13 protein-coding genes and 2 pseudogenes are annotated in these 20,300 nt (G+C 64.6%); 9 read left to right on the top strand and 6 right to left on the bottom strand.

Translation table 11 applies throughout. The annotated features are described in order from the left end of the window. Positions 1-51 precede the first annotated feature (51 nt). Positions 52-7,299, top strand: coding sequence for a hypothetical protein (locus ACT17R_RS07390; RefSeq protein ID WP_444809213.1), 7,248 nt, complete (start codon positions 52-54; stop codon positions 7,297-7,299). Positions 7,300-7,393: 94 nt separating this feature from the next. Here the strand turns inward: ACT17R_RS07390 and ACT17R_RS07385 are convergent, their stop codons facing one another. Next, positions 7,394-7,534, bottom strand: a complete 141-nt coding sequence (locus ACT17R_RS07385) for a hypothetical protein (protein ID WP_202988449.1) — start codon at positions 7,532-7,534, stop codon at positions 7,394-7,396. On the opposite strand from ACT17R_RS07385, the gene ACT17R_RS07380 reads away from it, so the two are divergent. After that, complete coding sequence (locus ACT17R_RS07380; RefSeq protein ID WP_444809212.1) at positions 7,482-8,903, top strand: serine hydrolase domain-containing protein; 1,422 nt, start codon at positions 7,482-7,484, stop codon at positions 8,901-8,903. The two genes, ACT17R_RS07385 and ACT17R_RS07380, sit on opposite strands and share 53 nt — an antisense overlap. Before the next feature lie 135 nt (positions 8,904-9,038). On the opposite strand, the gene ACT17R_RS07375 is transcribed toward ACT17R_RS07380, so the two are convergent. Continuing rightward, positions 9,039-12,032, bottom strand: coding sequence for a TonB-dependent receptor plug domain-containing protein (locus ACT17R_RS07375; protein ID WP_444809211.1), 2,994 nt, complete (start codon positions 12,030-12,032; stop codon positions 9,039-9,041). A gap of 519 nt (positions 12,033-12,551) precedes the next feature. On the opposite strand from ACT17R_RS07375, the pseudogene ACT17R_RS07370 reads away from it, so the two are divergent. The 6 genes and pseudogenes from ACT17R_RS07370 to ACT17R_RS07345 form a co-directional block, all read left to right on the top strand. After that, positions 12,552-12,719: pseudogene (locus ACT17R_RS07370) on the top strand (transcriptional regulator domain-containing protein); the annotation flags it as partial. A 25-nt stretch (positions 12,720-12,744) separates the two neighbouring features. After that, positions 12,745-13,326, top strand: coding sequence for a DNA -binding domain-containing protein (locus ACT17R_RS07365; RefSeq protein ID WP_444809210.1), 582 nt, complete (start codon positions 12,745-12,747; stop codon positions 13,324-13,326). A 102-nt stretch (positions 13,327-13,428) separates the two neighbouring features. Beyond that, positions 13,429-13,671: a helix-turn-helix transcriptional regulator gene (locus ACT17R_RS07360; RefSeq protein ID WP_062901505.1), complete on the top strand. Its 243-nt coding sequence runs from the start codon at positions 13,429-13,431 to the stop codon at positions 13,669-13,671. A gap of 65 nt (positions 13,672-13,736) precedes the next feature. Continuing rightward, on the top strand, positions 13,737-14,396 hold the full coding sequence (locus ACT17R_RS07355) for a S26 family signal peptidase (protein WP_444809209.1): 660 nt from the start codon (positions 13,737-13,739) through the stop codon (positions 14,394-14,396). After that, a complete protein-coding gene (locus tag ACT17R_RS07350) occupies positions 14,393-15,127 on the top strand; it encodes a lytic transglycosylase domain-containing protein (RefSeq protein WP_444809208.1) in 735 nt (244 codons plus the stop codon). Before ACT17R_RS07355 ends, ACT17R_RS07350 begins: the two co-directional genes overlap by 4 nt. A gap of 178 nt (positions 15,128-15,305) precedes the next feature. Further along, the gene (locus tag ACT17R_RS07345) at positions 15,306-17,183 is read left to right on the top strand and encodes a type IV secretion system DNA-binding domain-containing protein (RefSeq protein ID WP_444809207.1); all 1,878 of its coding nucleotides are present in this window, start codon (positions 15,306-15,308) and stop codon (positions 17,181-17,183) included. Positions 17,184-17,412: 229 nt separating this feature from the next. Here the strand turns inward: ACT17R_RS07345 and ACT17R_RS07340 are convergent, their stop codons facing one another. From ACT17R_RS07340 to ACT17R_RS07325, 4 genes are all read right to left on the bottom strand, one after another. Next, on the bottom strand, positions 17,413-18,402 hold the full coding sequence (locus tag ACT17R_RS07340; protein ID WP_186401565.1) for a JAB domain-containing protein: 990 nt from the start codon (positions 18,400-18,402) through the stop codon (positions 17,413-17,415). Then, positions 18,351-18,797, bottom strand: a complete 447-nt coding sequence (locus tag ACT17R_RS07335; RefSeq protein WP_062901508.1) for a hypothetical protein — start codon at positions 18,795-18,797, stop codon at positions 18,351-18,353. Before ACT17R_RS07335 ends, ACT17R_RS07340 begins: the two co-directional genes overlap by 52 nt. Before the next feature lie 68 nt (positions 18,798-18,865). Beyond that, the gene (locus ACT17R_RS07330) at positions 18,866-19,198 is read right to left on the bottom strand and encodes a hypothetical protein (RefSeq protein ID WP_186401566.1); all 333 of its coding nucleotides are present in this window, start codon (positions 19,196-19,198) and stop codon (positions 18,866-18,868) included. A gap of 57 nt (positions 19,199-19,255) precedes the next feature. Then, entirely contained in the window at positions 19,256-19,771 is a 516-nt protein-coding gene (locus ACT17R_RS07325) for a LuxR C-terminal-related transcriptional regulator (protein WP_062901510.1), read from the bottom strand. Between the two features lie 219 nt (positions 19,772-19,990). On the opposite strand from ACT17R_RS07325, the pseudogene ACT17R_RS07320 reads away from it, so the two are divergent. Beyond that, positions 19,991-20,300 (top strand): annotated as a pseudogene (locus ACT17R_RS07320) (P-type conjugative transfer ATPase TrbB); the annotation flags it as partial.

Genomic DNA, 20,300 nt, shown 5'->3' with positions numbered 1-20,300 from the left:
GCGCCTCGCGCGCGTCCAGCTTCAATGCAATCGAACCGAAGGATGTTTCCAGTGAACCGTATCAATTCCGCCGCCCTTTCTCCTCGCCGCGGCAGCGCAGCAATCCGCGGCCGGGCCGCGCTTCTGCTCGGCGGCGCGCTCGTCCCCCTGATGATGGCGGCGTCTGCCCGGGCGCAGGATCAGACGGTCGTTCTGGAAGAGGGGCAGGCCCCGGTCGCGGTCGAGCTGGGCGCGGGCAACGACCGGGTCGTCGTCGACATCTCGCGCGTCAATGCCGACACCGGCGTCCTCGACCTGACCGGCCTGACGACCGGCCCGCTTACCGATGCGGGGGGGCGCGACACGGTGTGGCTCCGTGCAAATTCCAGCCAGACGCAGAATGTCGTGTTCACCGAACCGAAGGGCAATACGACGCAGCAGTTCGTGCGCGCGGATTCGGCGACGGGCACGCCATTCGACGGCGGAACGGTTTATGAAGCGTCGGGGAATGACACGGTCCTCACGCTCGAAAATCGCTCGCGCTCGCCCATTCCCAGCGATCCGTCGAAGCTTCCCGACAACGCATTTATGAACCTGCGTCACGGGCCGCTTCAATTTGCCGGTGACGGCACGATCGTGCTGACCTTTTCGGTGGCGGCGGCCGATCAGCCCAAGGAAACACAGCAGGCGATCCGCGTCCTGTCGGGGTCGACGTCGCAGGACCAGGGAGCTGGGGGCGACGGCAAGCTCTCGCTCATTATCGAGGGCGACGTTGGTGGTGGAAGCACCTTCAGGGGTCTGATCGACGTGACCAACGCCGAATCGCTGCGGCTGAGGAATAATTCGCGCGTCCAGATTCTGGAAGGCACCGCGATTGTCGGCGGCAATGCGGATATCTTTCTCGAAGCCAATACCTGGGTCAATTCGACCAATGCGGCTTTCCCGAACGTGACGCTGATCAAAAGCTCGGGCCGGGTCTTCAATTCGACGAAGATCAGCGTGGGCGGGCAATCTGGCAATTCGGATGCCTCCGGCGTCGGGGTCCGGCTGGACGACGGGAAGCTTTATAATATCCTGACCGAGAATAGCAGTGGAACGGGCGCGGCCAGTGGCGGTTTTGGCAACATCATCGGTGGCACCAGCGGCGTTCTCGCCGCCAACGGCGACAATTATATCGAAAATGTCGGCGACATCAGCGCCAATACCGGCGCCGCGGTCGAAAGCCTGCGCGGCACGATGGTGCTTCGCAATACCGTATGGAACTTCTCGAAAGGCGGCACCCGCGCCGGAACGATCACTGGCGGCACGGTCGACGGCCGCCGCATCGCCGTTCAGGGCGGCGATGGCACCGACATGGTGGTCAATTCGGGCACGATCACCGGCGACGTCGATCTTGGTAATCGCGAAGACATGTTCCTCTATACCGGTGCGACCAATGGCGTGACCGGCACGATCGAGGGCGGCGAAGGCCTCGACGGCTATGGCCGTTCCTTTGCCGCAAGTGCGACCAACACGCTGTCGAACGACATTCTCGGCAACGGCAACAGCGGCTTCGAAATGCACGGGATCGAAGCATCGGGCGCCGATACCATCGTCACCGTCGCGGCGTCGCAGACGCTCGACGCCGGGCTGATGCTCGTCGGCGATGGCTCGGTCGTCAACTCAGCGAAGATCAATGCTGATGGTTTCGGCGTCTATCTGCGCGACATTGCCAACGTGATGCGCGGTATGCGCTTTACCAATAATGCCGATGTGGTCAGCACCAAGGGCGTCTATGGCCGGGCAGGCGTCACCAGCTTCCTCAACACCGCGCTGATCCGCGCGACCGGCGGCGATGGCGTTTTCTTCAATGTCGGCGACCTCGGCAGCTCGGTGAAAACGCTAGAGTTCCGCAACGAGGGAACGATCGAAACGACATCGGACTATGATCATGCGTTGGGGATGCAGTTCGATGCCTCGAACTCCGATGGTCCGCTTGCCAACGTCGTGAACACGGGGACGATCCGCAACAGCGGCGCGCAAGAAACATTCTATGATTACGAGCAATACGGCGTCCGCCTCTATGACATCAGCTATGAGGTCGACAACAGCCTGCGCTTCCGCAACGAAGGATTGGTTGAAACGACCGGTCGCGGAGTGAGCGGCGTTTCGCTCGACAGTGCCCACAATGAGGTCGTGAACAGCGGCACGATCCGCGTCGACGGGATGGGTGGACGAGGCGTCCTTATCGTATCGCGCCTTGATCCCGATCAGCCGATGCTGGTGTCGTCACTGGTCAACAGCGGCTTGATTTCGGCCAATGGCGGCGCATGGACGAATTCGGATGATGGCACCGTCCGTTTCAACGCGGCCGTCCTTATCGGGCTGAATGGCGACACCGCCAAGGGACGTGTCATCAACAGCGGCACCATCGAGGCGATGGGCGCCGGCTCCAGCGCCGTTATCGTCGGCGGCGACGGGGCGGCAGGCGCGGCCTTCGAGCTTGAAAATGACGGAACAATTCGCGGGCACGCGGAAACATTGTTCCGCGAGGATCAGGGCGTAGCCGAGGCCTATCGCCGCCTGGCCGGCGCCGTTCACACTGTGGGCACGACCGACAGCATCACCAATCGCAACCTGATTCAGGGCAATGTCGATCTGGGCGATTATGACGACCAGTTCCGCAATTATGGCAAACTCGATGGCGATCTGCGGCTTGGCGAAGGCGACGACACCTATGTGTTCGGCGGCGGCAGCAGCCTGACCGGGTCGGCCTATGGCGGCGACGGGAACGATATCATCGCGGTTGATCTCACCGGCGATATCGCGAAGCGCATCAATGCAGGCCAGTTCTTCGGGTTCGAGGCGCTGACCCGGCTGCAGGGCACCGCAGGGTCGGGCAAGGTGTCGATTTTTGGCAATATCGACTCCGATTCGCTGCAGCTTGCCAGTATCGCCGTGCACGTCGATGCCGGGGACAGCGTTTCGTCGGCGAGCGGCAACAGCGGCTATACCTTCACCGGAACCGACCAGGACGAACAGATCGTCAACGCCGGAACGATCGCGGGCGGCGTGTCGATGGGCGGCGGTAACGACAGCCTCGAAAACAGCGGCACGATCGGCTGGGACGTCGACATGGGGGCGGGTGACGACGTCGTCACCAATTCGGGCCGGATCGAGGGGAATGTGAACCTCGGCGACGGCGACGATCGCTATATCGCATCGGGCGGCGGGATCGTGACCGGCGACATCGACGGCGGCGCCGGCAACAACACCTTCGTCTTCCGCTTGGAAGGAAGCGAGGGAGAAATTCCGGGATCGGTCCTGAATTTCAGCTCGTTCGGCGCCTATGGTCCGGGCACGCTGACGGTCAACCTCGACAAGGGACAGAGCTATACCAATCTCGAACTGCTCGAAGGGGCGGATCTGGTCCTCACGGGTTCGAACGGCTCGGTCGAAAATGTCATCGGCGATGACAGCGCCCAGAATGTGACGATCGACGGCGCGTTGACCGGCGGCGTTTCACTGGGCGGCGGCGACGATGTTCTGACGCTGAACCTGGGCGGTGAGCTGTCGGGCGCGCTCGATGGCGGGGCCGGCACCGACACGCTCAATCTCAAGCTGACTGCGGCCTCGACGGTCAACGACCTGTTCAATTTCGAAGTGGTGAATGTCGCCGGCAGCGCGTCGTTGACGCTCGCGGGCACGCTGGGTGCGGGCCAGTCGATCAATTTCGACGAGGCGGACAATCTTTTCATCGTCGATACGGAGGCGACCTTCAATGGACGCGCCGACGGCGGTGCCGGCACCGATACGATCGAAATCAACACCGGCGCCGAGAGCAACCGCACGATCATCGCGGGGCAGCTGGTCTCGTTCGAGCGTCTGATCACCGGCGGCGACGGCACGCTGGCCCTGAACGGCGAGAGCTACAGCTTCGAGTCGGTCGACATCGCCGGCAATCTCAGCATCGGCGACGGCGCGTCGCTGTCATCGGCCAGCGGCGTCAATTTCAGCGAAGGCAATAACAAGTTGACGCTCGAAGGCACGGGCAATGTGAGCAGCCTTGTCGACGGCGGCGACGGCATCGACACGCTGGCGTTCAAGCTGGCGCAGGGGCAGACGCGCAACCTGAGCTCGACCGGCAACATCACCGGCTTTGAACTGCTTGCCGCCGAAGGCGCGGGCATGCTCAACATCGACCAGAGCACCGACGGCTATCGGCGGTTGCTGCTCGGCGACGGCGCGACGGTGTCGCTGGCCAACGAAGATGGCGGTAACGCCAGCATTGCCGAAGGCGTCACCTTCAGCGGCGATATCGGCGGCAACAATGGTGCGAACACGCTGACGCTGAAGGCCGGCGCCACGGTCGACGGCAGCGTCTATATGAACGGCGGCAACGACGTCGTCACCAACGCGGGCACGATCGATGGCGATCTCGATCTTGGTGATGGCGACGATCGCTATATCGCACGCGGCGGCGGCACCGTGACCGGAACGATCGACGGCGGCGCGGGGAACAACACCTTCGTGTTCAACCTCGACGGCGGCAACGGCTCGATCCCCGGTTCGGTGGTCAACTTCGACTCGTTCGGCGCCTATGGCCCGGGCACGCTGACGGTCAATCTCGACGCGGGGCAGACCTATAACAATCTCGAACTGCTCGAAAATGCCAATCTGGTGCTCACCGGCAGCAATGGTTCGGTTCGCAACGTGATTGGCGACGACAGCGCGCAATCCGTGACCATCGAGGGCGCGCTGACGGGCGGCGTTTCGCTTGGCGGCGGCGACGACACGCTGACGATGCAGCTTTCGGGACTGCTTGAAGGCGCGCTCGATGGCGGGGCAGGCACCGACACGCTCAACCTCAACCTGACCGGTGCATCGTCGATCGCGGGCATGTACGGCTTTGAAATCGCGAATGTGTCGGGCGCATCGCCGCTTACCCTGACTGGCGATCTGGGTGCGGGCCAGCAGGTCAACTTCACCGGCGATATCGATAATGAGCTGATCATCGGCGAAGGCGTGAAGTTCGAAGGCACTGTCAACGGCGGCGCGGGTCGCGATCTGCTCCGCGTCCAGTCGGGCGCGGCCGATAGCCGCACGGTGGTCGCGTCGCAGATCATCTCGTTCGAGGATCTGGTGTCCGAAGGCGAGGGGACGCTGGCGCTAACGGGCGGCAGTTACAGCTTTGAAACGGTGAATGTGAAGGGCGGGCATTTCGAACTTGGCGAGGACACCCACCTTACCGCGTCGGGCGTGATCTTCGACGATGCCGACAACCGCTTCACCCTGGGCAGCGGCGCGACCGTCGCGGGCGTTGTGGCCGGCGGCGAAGGCAATGACACGCTGGCGCTGATCCAGAATGCCGGCACGACACGCCTGCTCAGCAGCCTGCAGCAGAGCGGGTTCGAGCGGCTGGAAGCGTCCGGTGCGGGCGAGCTGCGCATCGACGAGGACGCCGCCCACACCGGCGGCGTGTTCCTGAACAACGGCACCGTCAATATACTGGCGGGCAAGCAATTGATCGCTGATGTTACGGGCGGCGCGGGGGCGGACACGCTGATCGTCGCCGGGTCGATCGAGGGCAATGTCGATCTGGGCGACGGCGACGACACGCTCACCCTGACCGGTCTCGACGGCATCTCGGGCACCGTCACGGGCGGCGCCGGCACCGATCGCCTGCGTTTCGACACCAGCGGTACCTATGCCTCGCCGACCGCGTTCGACGGATCGAATTATAGCAGCTTCGAAAAGTTCGACGTCGCGGGCGGCGTGGTCTCGATCGCGGGCACCAGCAGCTGGGACAATGTCAGCATCACCGGCGGACGCCTGATCGGTCAGGCCGGCAGCGTCATCTCCTCGAGCAGCGCGATCGAGGTGGCCCATGGCGCGACCTTTGGCTCGGCGGGTATCGTGAACGCCGACATCAATGTGGCGGGCACGCTCTCGCCGGGCGCATCGCCGGGGACGATGACCGTCAACGGCAATGTCAACTTCGCGGCGGGTTCCAACCTGCTCATCGAAGTCTCGCCGACGGTCAGCGACCTGCTCAACATCTCGGGCAAGCTGACCATCGCGAACGGCGCCGCGATCGACATCACCGGCGTACTGCAGGGGACGCCGGGCAACACGCTCGACCTTGTCGTGGCGCAGGGCGGTATCACCGGCCGCTTCACGACGATCAACAAATCGGCGGACGTCTTCGGCTTCGTCGTCCAGAATGGCAACAAGCTCCAGATTCAGAGCGAGTTCCTCAACGACGATGCCTATCCGACCAACATCCACGCCAGTGTCGATTATGCCAACGAGGTGCTGCGCGGCGGTTATGGCGTGCAAGCCTTCACGGCCGGGCTGCCAGTGCTCGTCGACGCGCAAGGCGTCGTCAACCAGGCGGCGTTCCGCCAGCTCACGCCCGAAGCCTATGGCTCGGCGCTGCAACTCGGGATCGAGAACAGCCTGTCGCTGGTCGATGGGGCTCAAAGCGCCAAGGCGGCCAAGGCTGGGCATAGCGGGCTATACAGCTTTGGCCAGTTCCTCACTGGAAGTGCCGACGTCAATGCCACCGGCGGCAACACTGGCGCCTCGCACAGTCATCTGACCCGCACCGGCTTCTTCGGCGGCGTCGGCTACGGCTTCGGGGAAGATGCGCAGGTCGGCCTGTTCTTCGGCGGCCTGAACAGCGATCAGACGATCGGTGGCCTGGGTGCGAAGACCGATATGGATGCGCTGGCTGGCGGTGTCTTTGCCGACGCGGCGCTGGGCGGCTTTGGCATCCATGGGCTGCTGGCGGTCAGCGGCGGCAAGGCCGAGACCCATCGCCGGCTGTTGGTGACCGACAGCGAGGCGAAGGCGAAATACGACCTTAATAGCTGGGTGGTCGATCTGGGCGTCGACTATCAGGTGCAGCTGGGTTCGTGGTCGATCGCACCCAAATTGGGCGTGACCTATGTCCGCACCAGCCGCGGCGCGGCGGTCGAGCAGGGGGCCGGTGATTTCGGTCTTACCATCGACAAGGGCAGCAGGAGCAGCCTCTTCGGTGAGGCGGCTGTCAATGTGTCCGGCCGCTTCCAGACCGGGGGCATCGGCATCACGCCCTATGCCCAGCTGGGCGTGCGCCAGATGCTGAGCGATGGCGACGTCCTGGTCTCGGGCCAATTCACCGGCGCCGGCAGCGCGATCGTGGTGAACGGCATCGAGCGCGAGAAGACCGCGATGCGCGTCGCCGTCGGCCTTGGTCTCGACTTCACCGACAGTGTCCGCGTCCAGGCCGGATATGCCGGGGAATTCGCGGGCACGAAGCGCAATAGCGTCATGGGAGGCCTCACGGTCCGCTTCTGACGTCTCTCCCCTTGGGGATTAGTCCCACCCCAAGCGGGTACGATAGCACGGTCTGGATGAAAATCCGGACCGTGCCATTGGCGTTTGAGCGGGTTCATTCATCAAGGTTGCTGATCGCGATGTCGTCCTTACCATAGCGGGCGTCGCGGCAGGAACCGACCAAAGACCAGAGGATATGCGCGATGCGGATTTCGGGCAGCACGAGCCGGCGTAAGAGCAAAAGGGTGCCGCGCACGCTCGCGCTCCTCCTTGCAGCCGCCGTCGGCACCTGGGCCACCCCAGCGCTTTCCGCGCCCCGTCCCGATCCGATAGACTTGATCGTCGGCCGGCAAATGGAATTGAACCACATTCCCGGCGTGGCGGTCGCGGTCGTCGAGCAGGGGCGGATCGTGAAGATCGCGGCCTATGGCACCGCCAATCTTGAATGGGATGCGCCGGTCGGGCTCGACACGCGGTTCCAGCTCGCTTCGGCAACCAAGATGTTTACCGGCATGCTGCTGATGCGGCTCGCCGAACAGGGCAAGCTCGGTCTCGACGACCCCGTGACGCGCTGGCTTCCGGACGCGCCTGCCAGTTGGTCAGCCATCCGCGTCAGGCAATTGGCCGATCACACATCGGGGCTGGCTGAGCAACGCGGCGCGACGCGCGATGCGACGCTTGAGAGCATTCTCACCACCACGATGGCCGCGCCGCTCGCTTATGTCCCGGGGAGCGAGGCGCGATATGGATTTACAGATTTTACGGTACTGCGCGTCATATTGGAGAAAGCGGGCGGCGACAGCTTGCCGCGACTTTTGCACAAGCAGCTGTTCGAGCCGCTGGATATGCGCGCAACGGCATTCGCCAATGCGAGCGACGACGGCACCGTGCGCATCGGCGACCTGCTGCCGCGACGCGCCCAGATCTATGGTCTGCGCGACGACAGGCTGACGACGAGCGATTTCTTCTTTGCACCGCAAGGATATGGCGCGGGCGGCCTCTATTCTTCAATCGAAGACCTCTCCAAGCTGTTCGCAGGTCTCGATGCTGGGCGCGTGCTGAAACCGGAAAGCATCCGTGAGCTCGAGAAAGCGGCGACGTTGACCAACGGCCGCCGCGCGCCTTTCGGCCTGGGCTGGATCGCGCGCCCCTATCGCGGCGTCACGCTGGCGGGGCATAGCGGTGGGCCGGCGCTTGCCGACATCTGGCGCATCGAGGATCGCAAGCTGACGGTCATCGTGCTGACGAACCAGCAGGTCCTGCACCCGCTGATCGCAGAGGCGATCATCGACACCTTGTTGCCGCCATTGGCGCCGGAACCCGTAATCGCGGATGATCGCCCGGCGATCGCGGCAAATATTCGCGTCGCGGTGACAAAGGCCGCGGCGGGCGACACCGGCGCGGCGGCGGCGTTCGCTCCGACCGGGCAGGATGACGCATCGAGTATCGTCTCGCCATTCGCGCGCGCGATGCTGCGCGGCATGGGCCCGCTGCGAACGGTGGAATTGCTGGAGGTCAAAGCGGACGGTGAGCGGCGGTACAGGCTCGCGTTCCAATATAAGGCGGTCGTCTGGACCGCATCCGCCGCTGCCGATGGAAGGCTGACGCGCTTTCGGCCCGAATAGACTGGCGAATTTATCTGCGCACCCGGCGATTGATCAGAAAGACGTCGTTCCGGGCAAGACTATCGCCGCTAATTACGTGCAAAAAAAGGGGGGAGGCGATAAACGCCGCCCCCCCAGCTGCTGGGTAGCGAACTCCTAGAAGTCGAGTTTGGCGCCGATGCGGAAGTAGCGGCCCATGATGTTCGGGCCCGCCCACGCCGGGTTGTAACCGTAAATGCCATAGGCCGCGTTCGGATCGAACGGCGCCTTGGTGTCGAACAGATTCAGGACATTGGCATAGAGGGTGAATTTGTCGTTCACTTTTTGCGACGCGGTCAGATCGACGTTCCAGATCGCCTTCGACTTGCACATCACCGGGCTTCCGTCGGGATAGGCCGCTGCACCCGCGTCTACCGCGCTTGCGCAATCGCCCGGCGTCGCGCCGAAATCGACTTGCGAGACGTGATAGCCGGCGGTGTAGTAAGCCGTTACCGAAACCGTCGTATTGCCGAACGCCAGCGTGTTCTGCCACGTGGCGCGCCACTTGGGCGAACCTGAGCAGGACGTCGTGTTGCAGGGGCTGAGCGTCCCCTCGAACTTTTGCGGATCCTGGGCTTCGCCCGTCAGCGGATCGACCAGCGTCAGATGGTTCCTGTCGAGATAGGACGCCTCGAACGCGCTTGTCAGGCGCAGATTGTCGGTCAGGTCGAACCGTGCGTTGACGCCAAGATCGACACCCTGAAGTTCCTGCCGGTTGGCATTGGCATAAGAGGCAAGGATGGTGCCGATGTGCGGCAGCGCGCTGGGGTTTGCTTGGTCGACAACGCCGGGAGTCACGGTGAAGCCCGGAATATTCACTACCCCGTTGTTGGCATAATAGGCAGCGATGACCGGGCCGATGTTGCTGACGCCGACGATCTGGTCGCGGACCTTGATCCGCCACAAATCGATCGTGAAACTCAGGTTCGGAATCGGCTCGAAAATTGCGCCAAGGGTGATATTTTCGGACCGTTCCGGGGACAGTTTCGGATTGCCGACGTTGGTCAGGCCCACCGAAAACGGCGAGGTGGCATAGGCGTTGTTGCCATGCGCGGCGCAGAATGCCGCATAGGTCGCACAGAAGGTGCCGCCGCCCTGCGATACGAAGCCGGTGGTCGGAGTACCGAAGGATTCGTTGAAGCTCGGAATGCGGAAGCCCTTTGACCAGGTGCCGCGCAGAGCGATCTGCGGGATCGGCGTGACCTTGACGCCCACCTTCGGCGAGAAATTGCTCTGTCCGGTAGAATAGCTGTCGTAGCGTCCCGACAGATTGACTTCGAGCTGATCGAGGATCGGCGCATTGATTTCCCCGAAGCCGGAGAAGACGTTGCGGCTGCCCGATGTGCCGACGGCATTGATCACATAATAGCGATCATAGGGATGGGCGTCGTTCTGCGGATTGGCGCTGGGCGCATCGATCGATTCATGACGATAGGCCAAGCCCAAAGCAGCTTCGAGCGTGCCGCCCGGCAATTCGAACAGCGAACGGGTGAGGTTGGCGGTGGCCTGCCACAGGTTCGATTCCGATCGCGTGATGTTCGTCGGCATCACATAATCCCACACCGCCTGCGAATTGGCTTCGGGATTGGCAAAGTTGAATGTCCCGCGCGCAACGACGTCCATGATCCGCTGCGGAATCGCATAGCCGTTCTGGACGCGGGTGAGCTGTACGTTAGACGCCGTGAATTCTGCCGAATAGCGCCAGCTGTCCCCGAAGGAACCCGACAGGCCGATCGCACCGCGCAGAGAACGCCCGGACGTCTCGTCGGTTGTTGGACGATCCGGCATGAACTGGATCTGGGCAGTCTGCCCCGCGCCCGCATAGGGGTTGTAAGGATTGAGCACACCATTGGTGGCGTTGCACCCGGTTCCCACGCCGTTGAGCGTGCCGACCCCCGTGGGGCAGACATAGACGGGCGCGATCACATTATAGACAACCGCGCCGCTGCGTGGAACGGTCGGACGATCGGTCCAGCTGCGCGGTGCCGACGATGAGAAGGTATTGGTCTGATAGAAATTGCCCTGCGCGTAAAGCTGATGATCCTCGCCGAGGTTCGCTGTAAAGCGCGCGGTGAATCCATAGCGTTCAATATCGGGCTGCAGCATCGAATATTGGCCCGTCGGATTATAGGTGCAGACACGGCCGTCGGCCGGCGCCGTCACCGCTTCGTCGACCTGCGCGGGTGTCACCTGGATGGTGTCCCAACGTCCGCATCCCGCCGCCGGATTCAGATAGGCGAAGCGGCCGGAGCCGATGCTTGCCCCGTCGGTCGTCACGGGACGAACGGCGGCTACGCCCGGAACGGCCGAGAAGCCGTTGAAGTAGCCGTCGGGGCTTACGCCATTCGGATTGAGGTTGGGCAGGCAGGAGCCCGCCGCGTTGCAGATTCTGCTCCAGTCGGAGGTGTTGTAGGGATAGCCGCGGTCGCGGGCCCATAGCGCATCCTGCTTCAGATATTCGCCGCTGACATAGACGTTGAAGCCCTGATCAGCGAGGCTGCCATAGCCATAGGTCGCGTCGAACCGGACCTCGCCCGCGTCGCCGCGCTGCGAAACACCGGCCGATCCATTGGCATGCAGGCCCTCGATCTGCTTTTTGGTGATGACGTTGATGACGCCGGCGACCGCGTCAGCGCCATAGGTCGATGACGCTCCGTCGCGCAGGACTTCTATGCGCTCGATGACGGCGTTCGGAATCGTGTTGAGATCGACGAAATTGCGCTGGCCGTCGTCCGCGAGCGGATAAGGCGCCATTCGCAGTCCGTCAAACACACTGAGCGTCGATTGGACGGTCAGTCCGCGAAGCGCTACGGCATTGGCCCCGGCGGCAAAATTGTTCCCCGAGTTCCAGCCCTGCGTCATCGTGCCCGCATTGCCTGCGGTGACGCGCTGAAGGGCTTCGGCGACGGTGTTGAAACCGCGCTGCTCGAGCGTTGTCGACGAGAGCACTGTAACCGGCGAGGGTGTTTCGGTGTTGGCGCGGCGAAACAGTGAACCCGTGACGACGATTTCTTCGCCCGTCTCTGCCGCCTCGCCGACGCCGACAAGCTGCTCGGTTTGGAGCGATGGTGTATCGGCCGCCGGCTGGCTCTGGGCATAGGCTGGCGCCACAAAAAACAAGCTGCTCGCCGGCAACAGAACGCAAGCAGCGCTTGAGCTGCCCAGCAAGCTGGCCATCATCATATTTCGTTTTTTCATAAATTGCCCTTTTTCCCCGCCCTCCACCTGCGCACCTCTGAGCGTCGAGTGTTGGCGGGCCTCCTGAGTTGATGGCGCGGAAGGGGGCAGGGAGCATCGACAACCCAACCCCGGGCAGCTTGGCGCAATCGCCTTGCCGTACCGCGCCCGTTTGCGGCAGGCCGCAGCGCGATTGGTAGGTCACGCCCGGCGAGGCACTCTATGAAAGCGACGGAAGTCGCCCGCGTTGCGACGGAGCCGTCTTTTGGAGCTCTGAGTTAAAGTCGGCAGTCGCGCGGCGGATTGAACGCCCTGGCGAGGCGCGGCGACTGAGCCGCTCTCACGCCCGGCCTGGCCGGGCGGGATACCCACTAATGGGCATATATATGCCCCTGGCATGGAATTGGCCTTTGCCGCTCCAGCCCCGAATCTGCTGGCTTGCGGGGAGGTGGCATGGCAGCGGCGAAAGAGGAAACGCATCGGCGACCGCGCCTCGACTTTCCCGGCTATGCCCAGGAATTTCTTCGTCGCAGCCCGGATTATTGCAGCCAGTACGCCCGCCTGATCGCGCAGCGCGACGCGCGGCCCGGGTCGCAGGAGGTGATGGCCCGGCGATGGGGACTCAGCTTTCCCGCTCGACCCCCGCGTGCCGGCCGTCGACGCGCCGGCCTTCTGGGACGCGGCGCTCTGCCCCTATGTCGTCATCCTCGATGCGGCGTCTCCCGGCATCCCGGCCACGCCGCGCTTCGATCCGGCCTGCTGGCCGCAACCTGCGCACCGGTATAGCGGGCCCGAGGGGACGCACCTGGTCCTCGGCGGCGGTGCATCATTTTACCGGGTCTGGCTGCGCGGCGCTCGGCGGGATGGCCCGCTCGCCGCTATCGTCCCCTTCGATGCGATGACCGCGATGCGCCTCGCCGCTCTAAGCGATTTCGACCGGTGGCGGCGCGGCGCATCCGCGCCTGCCGCGGTCCCGCGTCCGACTGCTTACCAGGCGCTTCGGCTCGACCTTCTCCTCTCGATCCTCGACCTGCGGCAGGCCGCCAGGGCCACGAGCCACGCCATCGCCAGTCGGCTCGTTTACCCTCGGCTGGCGACCGGCCGCGGCGCGGTATGGAAGGCATCGCCCGAGCGCCGACGCACCCAGCGCCTGATCCGCGAGGCTGAGGCGCTCGCAGCCGGCGGCTACCGCGCTCTGCTGTCGGGCCGTGCGGTGCGACAAAAATAGCCGCAGAATTCAGCCGCTCCCCCCAGCCTCATGCTTCACGCCATGAGCCGACACCGCCCGCCGGCCAGCGCTCTTCGATCCGGCGTCTGAAAGGAGCTTACCATGGCAACCCGCCACCCGCCGCGCTTTCTCACGACCCCCGAAGCCGCAAAACGCGTCGGCCTTTCGAATCGCACGATGGAGAAGCACCGCTGCTACGGAACCGGACCGGTCTTCCGCAAGGTTGGGGGGCGTGTGCTCTATGTGATCGAAGAACTCGACGCCTGGGTCGACCTTGGCCGCCGCACATCGACCTTCGATCCCGGCATCAGCACGGTATATCCCGCGCGGAAGCGATCGCGCTGATGTGCGGGCCTCCTTCTTTTCCATGTTCGATCCTGCTGTCGGACCGGAGGCGCGCGAACCGCGCGATGCTTGGCTCGAGCGCCGCGGCGGCGACGCTGTTCGGCGCGCTCTTTACCGCCATTTGCTGGCTGGAACCGGCGCCGCGTCTCCTCTGGAATGCAAGCGCCAGCGCGGCGGTAGGCCTCTACTGGATCCATGTCGGCGCAGCGCCCGGAACCGGCGACCTTGTCGCGATCGTGCCGCCGCCCGAGCTTGCGAGCTTCCTCGGCGCGCGCGGATATCTGCCGCCCGATGTGCCGCTTCTCAAGCGCGTCGCCGGACGCCCCGGCGCGCTCGTCTGCCGATCGGGCACCTTCGTGACGATCGACGGGGTGGGCGTCGCCCGCGCGCTGGCGCGCGACCGGGCGAACCGGCCGCTTCCCATCTGGACCGGATGCCGCACCGTCGCGCATGGCGAGATATTCCTGATCAACGCAGCGCGCGACAGTCTCGACAGCCGCTATTTCGGGCCGATCCCCGTCTCCGGGCTGATCGGCACGGCGCAGCCGCTCGTCACCCGCGGTACATCGATCGACCCGCGCGCCGGCGCTCCTCGCGACTCCATCCCGCCCATCTTCCAATTTGGGGAAGCAATATCGAGCAGCTTCGAGCCATTCGGCCGCCGGCGCGACGCGAGCAAGGTCGCCGCGCGTTCCTTGCTTGCGCGCGGCGCCGCCGATCGATGACCGGCTCCACGCATCTTCGCGGCATCATTCTTGCGCGCGCCTTGGGCCGCGCCGCTCACGCGGGTGCCGCCGCAGCCGCGCTTGCCGCGCCAGTGCCGAGCATCGCGGCGGCAGCCGAAGCGCCGCTGCCTGTGCATCCTTACGCGGCCTCGGTGTCCGATGCGGCGCGGCGCTTCGGCATCCCCGAGGAATGGATCTGGCGCGTCATGCATGCCGAAAGCCGCGGCAACCCGCGCGCCGTCTCGCGAGCGGGCGCGAGGGGCCTGATGCAGATCATGCCCGCGACATGGGCGATGCTGACGGAAAGGCATCGTCTCGGGCCCGACCCCTTCGACGCCCGCGCCAATATCCACGCCGGCACGGCTTATCTGCGCGCGATGTGGGATCGCTATCACGACCTTCGGTTGATGCTCGCCGCCTATAATGCGGGTCCCGGGCGCGTCGACGCCTATGTCGCCGGGCGCCGGCAATTGCCCGCCGAAACCCTCGCCTATGTCGCAGCGATTGCGCCCGACCTCGAAGCCGGCTCGCCCGGTCGCCGCGCCGAAGCTCAGCTCCCCCCAGCGCCCGGTTGGCGCGGCGCCGATATTTTCGCTGTCCTCTCGAGGGGCTTGGAGAATGACCCCGGCGCTGCATCGTCGCCCGGTTCGGACGCGCCGGGGGACGATGGCCGCGCGCCTGGCGCCGGTCCCGATCGGCTTTTCCCGCTGCGGTCACGAAAGGCTCGGTGATGGCTGATCGCGCAATCCACTCGCATTCGCGCGCGTCAATTCACCCGGTATTGGCGCGGCGCTCCTGCCGCCCTGGCGCTGCCCGGCGCAGCGCGCAGGGCGGCAAGACCGACGAAGCCATAGCCGCCGAGATCTACGGGGCCGATGACCGGCAACGGGCGGCAGCAAGGGAGCGGTCATGAGCGAGCCCTATGACCGCCGGCTCCATGCCGAGACGCTACGCCGTCATCTTCGCTTCAGCCAGGCGTGGCGTTTCAAACGGCACATCGCCATGATGCTTTCGTCGATCGCGCTTGGCGGCCTGGCCGCGCCCTATCTGATGCTCGATCCGCATATCGTGCAGGATACCGGCACCCATTATCATGCGAAAATCTTGTCATGGTTTGCCGGCAGCCGAGGCGATCCCGGGATCGTGATCCATTACGAAGGGAGAGACTATCTGACCCCGGCTCGCACCGTCGCGGCCGACCCCTATTTTGTCCGCCGGGCCAGTATCACCAAATCTTTCATCCTGCGCGGCAGCCTGGTCGGCTTTCTCGCATGGCTGGCGGGCCTGTTTCTCCTTCGTGACATCGCGGCGCGGCGCCGCGAGGGGGCGCTTCGGGATCATGTGCTTGGCGGCACCAAGGTCGCCAGCGAGACAGAGCTTGCGAAACAGGCGCGGGCCGAAGCCGGCACGCATCCGCTGGCTATCGGTCGCATCCCCTTTCCCCGCCGCCTCGAAACCCGGCACATGGCGATGGTCGGCACGACCGGCAGCGGCAAGACGACGGTGCTGCGCCAGCTGCTTGACGGGATCGCGGCGCGCGGCGAAGCGGCGCTGGTCTATGATACCAGCGGCGAGTTCATTGCCCATTATTACCGCCCCGAGTGCGGCGACATCATTCTCAACCCGTTCGATGCCCGCTGCGCCTATTGGTCGCCCTTCGCCGAGATCGCGCACCCCGCCGACGCCGATCGCATCGCGCACCAGCTCATCGCCGAGGCCAGTGACAAGGCCAAGGACGTCTGGCTTGAAACCAGCCGCATCCTTGTCGCCAACATGATCCGCGAACTGTGGAAAGAGGAAAGATGCACCCTCCTCGATCTTCTCGAAGCACTGAAGACGCTCGACAAGGACGACCTCAAGAGCTGGCTGAAGGAAACTTCGTCGGCCCGCACCTTCTCCGACGACGCCGACCGAGCCACCGGAAGCGTGCTTTTCATGCTTACCAAGGCCGCGAACCTGATCCAGTTCCTGCGCATGCCCGAGGAGGGCGAGGCGCCCTTCGCCTTTCGCGAATTCATCGCTGGCCTTGACGATCGGAAGGGCGCGAAGCCCTGGATCTTCGTGCCCCGGAAGGAGGAACATTTTTCGGCGCTGAAGCCCTTGCTCGCCTGCTGGCTCGAATGCGCCGCGAGCGCCATGCTCGCGCTGCCTCCGTCGCCGGTTCGCCGTGTCTGGTTCCTGCTCGATGAGCTGGCCGACCTGCCGCGCGTCGATAATCTCACGCGCCTGCTGCCTGAAGGGCGGAAGTTCGGGGCGGCGGTCGTGCTGACCTTCCAGGCTATCGGGCAGATGCGTCATCGCTACGGCGACGATCTTGCCGAATCCATGCTCGGCTGTTGCAACACCAAGCTTTTCCTCCAGGTGACCGACGGCGAGTCCCGGCGCTGGGCGAGCGAGACGATCGGCACCTGCGAGGTCGAGGTTCGCACCATGACAAATGCGCTGGGCGACGGCGATGACAAGCCGCGGATGACGCTTGGCCGGCAGCGCCAGACCCGGCCCGCGGTCTTCGAAAGCGAACTCCGCCTTGCGCGCCATCAGGGCTATTTGCTGTTCCCCGATGGCTTCCCCGTCGCGCGCATCGGGCTTACCGCCGATCATATCGCGAAGCGCGGCAAGCCGCGCCAACCGGCGTTCGTCGAGGCCCATGCGCAGGCCACGCTTTGGCATCAATCGCTGGAGAAGGCGCCTGCCGAACAGTCCGGCAGGGGCGAGCCCGCACCGGCCGAGAAGGCGAAGCCTGCAAGGAAGCTGCCGCCGCCTGCCGCAAGTCATGGACCACTCTGATAGCGACGCCGGTATCGGCGCTAACCAGCTCGGCGCAGGCGAGCAGCTCTCATGAAGCCGGTGCGGGGTTCCCAAATGGGGGCGTGGCTGGCGCCGGTTGCGGCGGCTCCTGCGGGCGGTCGATACGATGCCCGCGCCGCCGCATTGGATCGGCGCGGCGACCGTCTGCAAGGTAAGGATCAAGCTCGGGACGGTCGTCGCTAGAGCAACAGCTACGGGGCGCCTCCTATCAATCTTCGCCACCCGCAAAATAGGCCACCAGCCGGTTTCCGAGGTCGGGTGCCAGCCGGATGAAGTTACGCCTTCCGTCGGCCTGGTCAGGCTCGCGCGTCACCAGTCCCATATCGCAAAGTCGCTGAAGCAGCCTCAGCGCGCTGCTCATCGGCAGCCCCGAGCCGATACAGAGCGAACTGGTCGACACGGGCTTTCCCTCCGCCTCATGAATGAACAGGTCGATGAGCATGTCCCATGCCGGTTCGCCGAAGAGCTCCCGCGCCCCCACCAGCTGGCGCCGTAGCAGCCGGCGCCGCGATGTCCGCTGGGCATTGGCGAGCGCCCGGCCCGCATCGGGGGCGCTCGACCAGTCGCCGCCCTCGTCACGGAGGATGATCTTGGGTGAAAGCCGCGCGCCTGCGGACGAGCCGCCTGCCAGGATCATCCGGTGGTCGCTCGCGGTGACGACGATATGCTCGAGAAGTTCGACATCGAGCAGGCTGCCGATCTCCGCCAGCCGCTCGGTAGCCGCAACATCGCATTCGCTCGGCGCGGAATTTCCGCTCGGATGGTTGTGGACGAGAATGATCGCGGCGGCACCGAGTTCGAATGCCCGATAAAATATGGTGCGCGGATAGAAGGCAAGCTGCCGGACCGTTCCATGATGCAATTGTTCATCGGCGATCAGATGGCGCGATGCATCGAGGAACAAGACGCGTAGCGTCTCGTCGGCCAGCGCCCCCATCGATACGCGCAGATATTGCAGCAGATGCGGGTCGACCGGATCGATCGCACGGCGGGCAAAATCACTGCGCATGGCCTCCAGCGAAAGCGCACGCGCGGCGACGAACATCGCCGTGACCTGGCTGTTCTCCCCCAGCGTGCGCGCCAGCGCTTCGGGAGGGCGCGCGAGCAGCCGCGCGAGCGAGCCATGCTTTGTCAGCAGCTTTTCGGCTAGGGCGGCGCTGTTGTCGGGGTCGACGGCCGCGATGAACTCAGCCAGCATGGCTCGCTGATGCCGCGTGCCAGCCGACGCTGGTGCCGCCAGGTTGCGAGGATGAGGATGGCCGGTACCGGCCATGAGGTCGCCACCTGCATCGCGAGATATGCCGCCGGATGCATCCCCGCGCTCAACAGGCGGCTCGTATGGGCCAGCAGCGGCATCAGATGCAAAACGGCGATGCAGAGCGGCCAGAAACGATGCGCCAGGAGCGCAAGTGCGACCGTGGAGCCGGCTCCAAAAAGGTCGATGACGAGATGACCTGTGTCGAGCGACACGAAATTCGGCGGAATGAAAAGGTGGAGTAGTTTGTCCAAGCCCACCATTGTCAGTGCGATCGCTGCCATCACCCGTTCCGGCCCCCCGCCTTTCCAGACGGCATAACCGGCGGCAATGGCCAAGAAAGCTAGAAACAGGGCGACACGCACGCTGCAAAACTTTCATGGCCATTGCTCGAGGTCAACCGGGGTCAGGCCGCAGCGCCCTGCACCCTGGTTCCGGCCTGTGCCACCGACGGGCATTCATGCAGATCATAGCCCGCGGTCTCGCGCCCGATCTCGGCGAGCGCGCCATGAACCCGCAGGATGTCGCCGCTGGCGTCGACCAGAGCGATCTGCGCCTTCAACAGTCGCCGGATCGTCGCCTGACCCTTCGTCGCCGGGACGCCAACGACATCCCGGCGGGCGGCCACCGCGCTCGTCATCAGCGTCGACACCGCGATGAGTGCCTCGTCGAGCCTGAACTCGGCCGCTGGCACGTCGCGCGCCAGGCGCGCGGCCGAAATTGCAATTTCCTTGGACATGACTTCTCCTCAGCCGGAAGCATGAACCCCGGCGCCTTGCTGTACGGGATGAAAGAATCAGCCGGAGATCAGCCGTGTCAGCGTTTCGCCGATCGTCACGCCCGCCAATATGAGCAGGACCAGAGCAACAAACATTGCCGCCATGATCCAGGCCCTGCTCAGGCGGGGGTGATCGTGCCTCCAGAGACCCTTGGTCGGAGCATCGGCAACATCAGCCCGCTCGGTCAGCGATGCGCTGTGTGCCAGCGCCAATGCAGCCGACTCTCCGTCCGGAAAATCGGATGGCAGCAGTTCAGCCTGCGGGGCTAGTATGACCGCGTCACATGATATTCGATCATAGGTCTGTTTGAGGCGCGCATAGCGAACCGCCGCCGCAGCCCGGCTGTCTGCTCCCATGATGCGCCGCGCGGTCGTGAGCCTCAAATCGACGGCCTGCTTCGAGATATTGAGGTGCCGCGCTATCTGCTTCGAGGTCTGATGCGCAAGCAGCAGATCGAGACAAGCACGCTGCTTGTCCGTGAGCCGCGCCCAGCACGCGGCATCGTCGGACGGATGCGACCCCGAATCAGTCATAATTACACTCTTGTCAAAATGGAGCGCGGCACAAGCCCCACGCCGCGATTCGGCGGCTGCTGGCGGCCGCTTCGCTTCGGGGCGCCTACGCCAGCGCCTGTCTTTCTACGCCACAGTACGCCGCGCGCATTGCGCTGTTGATTTTGCGCCTTTCATGCGTCTCTTACTCGACCCCGCCGCGCCGGGCGCCCTTGTCCGGCCAGCTGGAACGGGGTTGCAATGGGCACAGATTCTGCCGGGCTCGAAGCACAGCAACGCAGCGCGCGCATGCTGCGCACCGCGATGGGCGCAGCGATTGCCGAATGGCTTGGCGACCCCGAGGTTGCCGAAATCATGCTCAATCCCGATGGCCGGCTCTGGGTCGACCGGCTCGGCCAGGGAATCGGCGACAGCGGCGAACGGCTGAGCTTCGCCGATGGCGAGCGCATCATCCGTCTCGTCGCGCATCATGTCGGCGCCGAGGTGCACGGCGCGGCGCCCCGTGTCTCGGCCGAGCTTCCCGACGGCGGCGAGCGCTTCGAGGGATTGC

The sequence above is a fragment of the Sphingopyxis sp. Q841 genome, assembly GCF_052384365.1.
Taxonomy (GTDB): Bacteria; Pseudomonadota; Alphaproteobacteria; order Sphingomonadales; family Sphingomonadaceae; genus Sphingopyxis; species Sphingopyxis terrae_A.
The sequence above is the reverse complement of the archived record's forward strand: the minus strand, read 5'-3'. Positions and strand labels throughout refer to the sequence as shown.

Coding starts and splice junctions, on each gene's coding strand:
- ACT17R_RS07380 (WP_444809212.1), top strand. CDS start 7,482: ATGCGGATTTCGGGCAGCACGAGCCGGCGTAAGAGCAAAAGGGTGCCG.
- ACT17R_RS07360 (WP_062901505.1), top strand. CDS start 13,429: ATGGCAACCCGCCACCCGCCGCGCTTTCTCACGACCCCCGAAGCCGCA.
- ACT17R_RS07355 (WP_444809209.1), top strand. CDS start 13,737: ATGCTTGGCTCGAGCGCCGCGGCGGCGACGCTGTTCGGCGCGCTCTTT.
- ACT17R_RS07350 (WP_444809208.1), top strand. CDS start 14,393: ATGACCGGCTCCACGCATCTTCGCGGCATCATTCTTGCGCGCGCCTTG.
- ACT17R_RS07345 (WP_444809207.1), top strand. CDS start 15,306: ATGAGCGAGCCCTATGACCGCCGGCTCCATGCCGAGACGCTACGCCGT.
- ACT17R_RS07340 (WP_186401565.1), bottom strand. CDS start 18,402: ATGCTGGCTGAGTTCATCGCGGCCGTCGACCCCGACAACAGCGCCGCC.
- ACT17R_RS07330 (WP_186401566.1), bottom strand. CDS start 19,198: ATGTCCAAGGAAATTGCAATTTCGGCCGCGCGCCTGGCGCGCGACGTG.
- ACT17R_RS07325 (WP_062901510.1), bottom strand. CDS start 19,771: ATGACTGATTCGGGGTCGCATCCGTCCGACGATGCCGCGTGCTGGGCG.